Genomic DNA, 4087 nt, shown 5'->3' with positions numbered 1-4087 from the left:
TGGCAACGCACCCAGCAGGGTCATGCGGCGGCTAATGTCATTCCGGTGTTGGCCAGCAATCGGGTCGGTGAAGAAACTATCGAGCGCTCCGCCATTACCTTTTATGGCTCATCCTTTATCAGCGACCCAACCGGCGCCCTGGTGCAAGAGCTGTCTAAGACCGAGACGGGCGTCGCGTGCCATACTTTTGACCTGGATGCGATCGATCGATTGCGGCAGGAATGGGGCCTATTCCGGGATCGCCGACCAACTCAATATGGTAATTTACTAACCAAAGATGGCGACTGCTAAGTTCGGCGCGTATCGTCACAGCAGCCTGGCTCCATAAGCCGCCAGCCAAATGAATTGAATGCACAATAATTGAAAGTAAGGATTAACCATGAGTTGGTGGGGCAAATTAGTCGGCGGTACCTTTGGATTTTTCCTCGGCGGTCCGCTGGGCGCCATGTTCGGTATGGCACTGGGCCATAACATCGATACCGCAGCGCGCGCCATCGGTGGAAAACTATCGCCGGGCGACCAGGAACGGGTGCAGATGGCCTTCTTTACGGCCACCTTTTCGGTCATGGGCGCCGTCGCGAAAGCCGACGGCAAGGTCTCATCCGATGAGATATCGCTGGCCGAGACTGTGATGGACAAGATGAATTTAAGCGGTGAGATGCGTCAAGCCGCTATGCGGCTGTTTATCAAGGGCAAGCAGGACGACTTTCCTCTCGAAGAGGTGATGCTGCAATTTCGTCAAGAGTGTCATAGACGTGCCAACCTGATGCGCATGTTTATCGAACTGCAGGTCCAGGCCGCCTATGCCGATGGCGATCTACACCCGGCCGAAGAACAGTTACTGTTAAAACTGTGCCAGATGTTGGGTTTTCACGAATCGGTTTTTCGCCAGATCGAAGCCCTAGTTCAATTCAGCATGGGCTTAGGCGATGGCCAATACGACGGCGGCCAGCAGCACAGCGGCAATCGCGCAACCGGCTCGGTCGCCAGCAAAGCAGCAGCCTACGCCATTCTCGAAGTCACCCCGCAGCATTCCCAAGCGGATATCAAAAAGGCCTATCGCCGACTCATGAGCCAGCATCATCCCGATAAGTTGGTGTCCAAAGGTCTGCCAGAGGAAATGATGAAATTGGCGACTGAAAAAACGCAGAAGATCCGGGAGGCATACGATCTGCTCAAGGCCTGAGTTGTTGTGAATCGGATCACAAATCGGCAGGACTCAGTCGACATAATAGGTGGAACTGCTTAACAGCTAGACTGTGAACCTGTGCGCCCATACTATTTTTGGGATCGATTCGACATTTAAAATAAAGAATATTGATAGTCTTTCCTGTTCTGGCCTTTGCATCCTGTTTGCTAGCCGTCAACGCCGACAACCTGCTCCCTAACCTGTTATGCGCAACTTACGTGTTGCCAGATGCGGGAACGGGCAGTTTTTAGGCCTCGTTCAGGACCGAATCCGATGCTCAATAAAAATATTGTCTTAAAGCAGCAAATGGCGCGCCGTCAAATTCTTGCCTTGGCTATTCTTGGTGGGGGTATGCTGGTTTTTTTTGCTCTATTGATGATGACGTTGCGCTAGGGCTGGCGCTGTCCCGCCAATAAACGCAGCCTTGCTCAGCTAACTCGTCGACCAAGTGGCTCCGGCGCGGCACTAGTCAGCCAAGACAGTCAGCAGGGGCAGCACGATGTCGCGCTTAAAGCTGCGCGCCTGATTTTCTTGGCGAAACTGAATCGATAACTTAGCGTCACTATCTTCTAGGACGCGACCGACCCCGAGAGTTGGATGCTCCACCGTGGCCGCGGTCAAATCTTGGCTGCCCCGTACCCGCCAGCTTACCGGCTCGAGACCCTTGACCCGGCCATAATGTTCGACACTGGCCCGATGCATGCCACTGGGCAAGGCTAACTCGCCGACCGGCTCAGCTAGATGCGCCACAAAGGCCTCCAGGCCCTCGACATAGGCCGCGGGCATAAGGGCCGACACCAGCTCGGCGGACTCTGGCACCGGCGTCAGCAAGACCAGTTCCTGCTGCGCCCGGGTTAGACCGACGTAAAGTAGGCGCCGCTCACTGGCCGCACTGCTCGCCAGGGTCAACTCACCTTCGGGCTGATAGGGAAAGAACCGGTCATTGACCTCGGGAATGATCACACAGGGCCACTCTCGGCCCTTGGCCTTGTGAATCGACGTGATCAGTAAGGCATCGACATGGCTCGGCGTCTTGCGCTCGACCAGCTCGGCCAGCTGATCGGCCCCGTCGCGCAGCGTCCACTTCGCCTGGCGCACAAATTGCGCAAATGCCTTAACCGTCGCCACCTGGTCTTCAACCTGCGCGGCCGAAAAGGCATTGTCCTTGAGCGCCGCCAAATAATCCGTTTGTTGAATCCAGCCATGCACCACCGGAAAGGCCGCGCCTTCTGCCCGCTCAGCTTTCTCGATCCAGCGCGCGCGCTCGAATAGGGCGGCCGACTGATAGGTCGACAGACTCTCCGGAATGGCATTGCGCAGGCTTCGGCCCCAGTGCTCGGTGGTGTCGGCCAAGCGCTGAATCAGTTGATCCACCGTCGCCTTCTTGATTTTCAGGTAGGGCTGGGTCAACAGGCTTTGCCAGGCTTGGCTGCGCGCGCGCTCATCCCAGCCCGCGACCTGGCCCGCGGCGATCTGCAGCAGAACCCGGAACGGCCGCAGTTCATAGCGCTCCAGCACGGTCTGTTGATTATCCATATGGTAGGGAATGGCCTGGGCCAGCAGTGCCAACTCAATCCGCGCGCTGTTGGCCCAGAGTCGATTGATCACCGCAATATCCGACAGCGGCCGGCTCGCCGCCCAGGCCTGGATCGTCTGCAGTGCACCGACCGCGCTATCGGCGGTTGGCAACTGGGTCACCCGGGTGGGCCCGGTCGAGCTATGGGAAATGCACTGGGTCCGCTCGGCCGAATCGGCATAGTTGCCGGCAATCACCTGATTGGCCAAGAGGCTCAGCGCATCGCTAAAACGAAAGGTATGGCTCAGGCGATAATCGGTTACCGCACCAAAGACCCGGTCGAATTCATGGGTCAGCAGGCTCGGTTTGGACCCGCGAAATTCATAGATGGTCTGATCCGGATCGCCAACCACCATCACCTGACCGCGGCCGCCGTGCAGGGTATTGAGCAAGAACTGCTGGACCGGATTAATATCCTGAAACTCATCGACAATAATTTCCGCCATATGACCGCCAAACTGCGCAGCCAGCGCAGGCGAGGCCTTAAAGCGGCGCGCCGGTTCATAGATTAGATCGGCGAAGGTCAGCTTGCCCTGGTCCATGCGCCACTGCTCGAAATTATAGAAAGCGGTGACAAAAAATTGACACTGAACGGGCAATCCGGTGCCATCAAAGACGATTTCCGGTGACTCCATGGAACTCTTAACCAATTCAAAGTAAGCCAGGGCCGGTTCAACCCATTTTTTCTTGCGCGTGAGCAGATCCTCGGCGATCGACGGATCGGCCAACTCGCGCAGCAGGCGCCAAACGATCGGCTCCAGCTCGCTGTCCTGCATCAGGTTTTTCTGAAAGGCCGGCATGTCGCCCTGCTTCACCAGGGTCTGGCAGATTCGATAGCCGAGCGAGTGAAAGGTGCGAATATCGGGGATCGCCTGTCCGCCGACCAAATTCTTGAGCCGCTGCTCGAACGCCAGCTGTGCCGCCTTGTTGTACATCAAGACCAACAGGCGGCGCGGATTAGCGCCCTGACTCAGGCGATTCTGGACATAGGCGGTCAAGGTTTGGGTTTTGCCCGACCCGGCCACGGCGATGATGCGCGCATGGCCGGCGCCGTGCGCGATCACCTTAAGTTGTTCGTTGGTATAGTGCACAGATATGATTTGGACTGAAGAAACAGCCGGCAGATTAGCAGAAAAGCCGGCTCAACGCGCCTGCCGATTTAGCTGCCGGCAATCGCGAGGTCGGCAAAGCGCACGCTTGCCATACAGCTGTGACGGCTGTCGTTCCAGTGGCTCTGATCGCCCACCGCGACGACTTGCTGCAACATCTGGTAGAGGTTGCCGGCCACCGTGACGCCGCGCACAGCATGGCGCCGTTCGCCG

General features: G+C 57.3%; 4 protein-coding genes. 2 read left to right on the top strand and 2 right to left on the bottom strand.

From position 1 onward, the window contains the following. Together AC4FIC_RS14700 and djlA are read left to right on the top strand one after the other, a co-directional pair. Positions 1 to 291, top strand: a 291-nt coding sequence (locus tag AC4FIC_RS14700) for a nitrilase-related carbon-nitrogen hydrolase (RefSeq protein WP_476195186.1), incomplete at its 5' end; no start/stop codon positions are given. A gap of 88 nt (positions 292 to 379) precedes the next feature. Further along, a complete protein-coding gene (djlA, locus tag AC4FIC_RS14695) occupies positions 380 to 1186 on the top strand; it encodes a co-chaperone DjlA (protein ID WP_476195185.1) in 807 nt (268 codons plus the stop codon). Between the two features lie 468 nt (positions 1187 to 1654). Here the strand turns inward: djlA and AC4FIC_RS14690 are convergent, their stop codons facing one another. Together AC4FIC_RS14690 and AC4FIC_RS14685 are read right to left on the bottom strand one after the other, a co-directional pair. Continuing rightward, positions 1655 to 3856 carry an ATP-dependent helicase gene (locus AC4FIC_RS14690; protein ID WP_476194189.1) on the bottom strand — a complete coding sequence of 734 codons (2202 nt, stop codon included), beginning with the start codon at positions 3854 to 3856 and terminating at the stop codon, positions 1655 to 1657. Between the two features lie 68 nt (positions 3857 to 3924). Then, the coding region (locus tag AC4FIC_RS14685) for a metallopeptidase TldD-related protein (RefSeq protein ID WP_476194193.1) at positions 3925 to 4087 on the bottom strand (163 nt) is incomplete at its 5' end.

It is taken from the genome of Reinekea sp., assembly GCF_982785585.1.
This window is presented reverse-complemented; position numbering and strand designations above follow the sequence as displayed.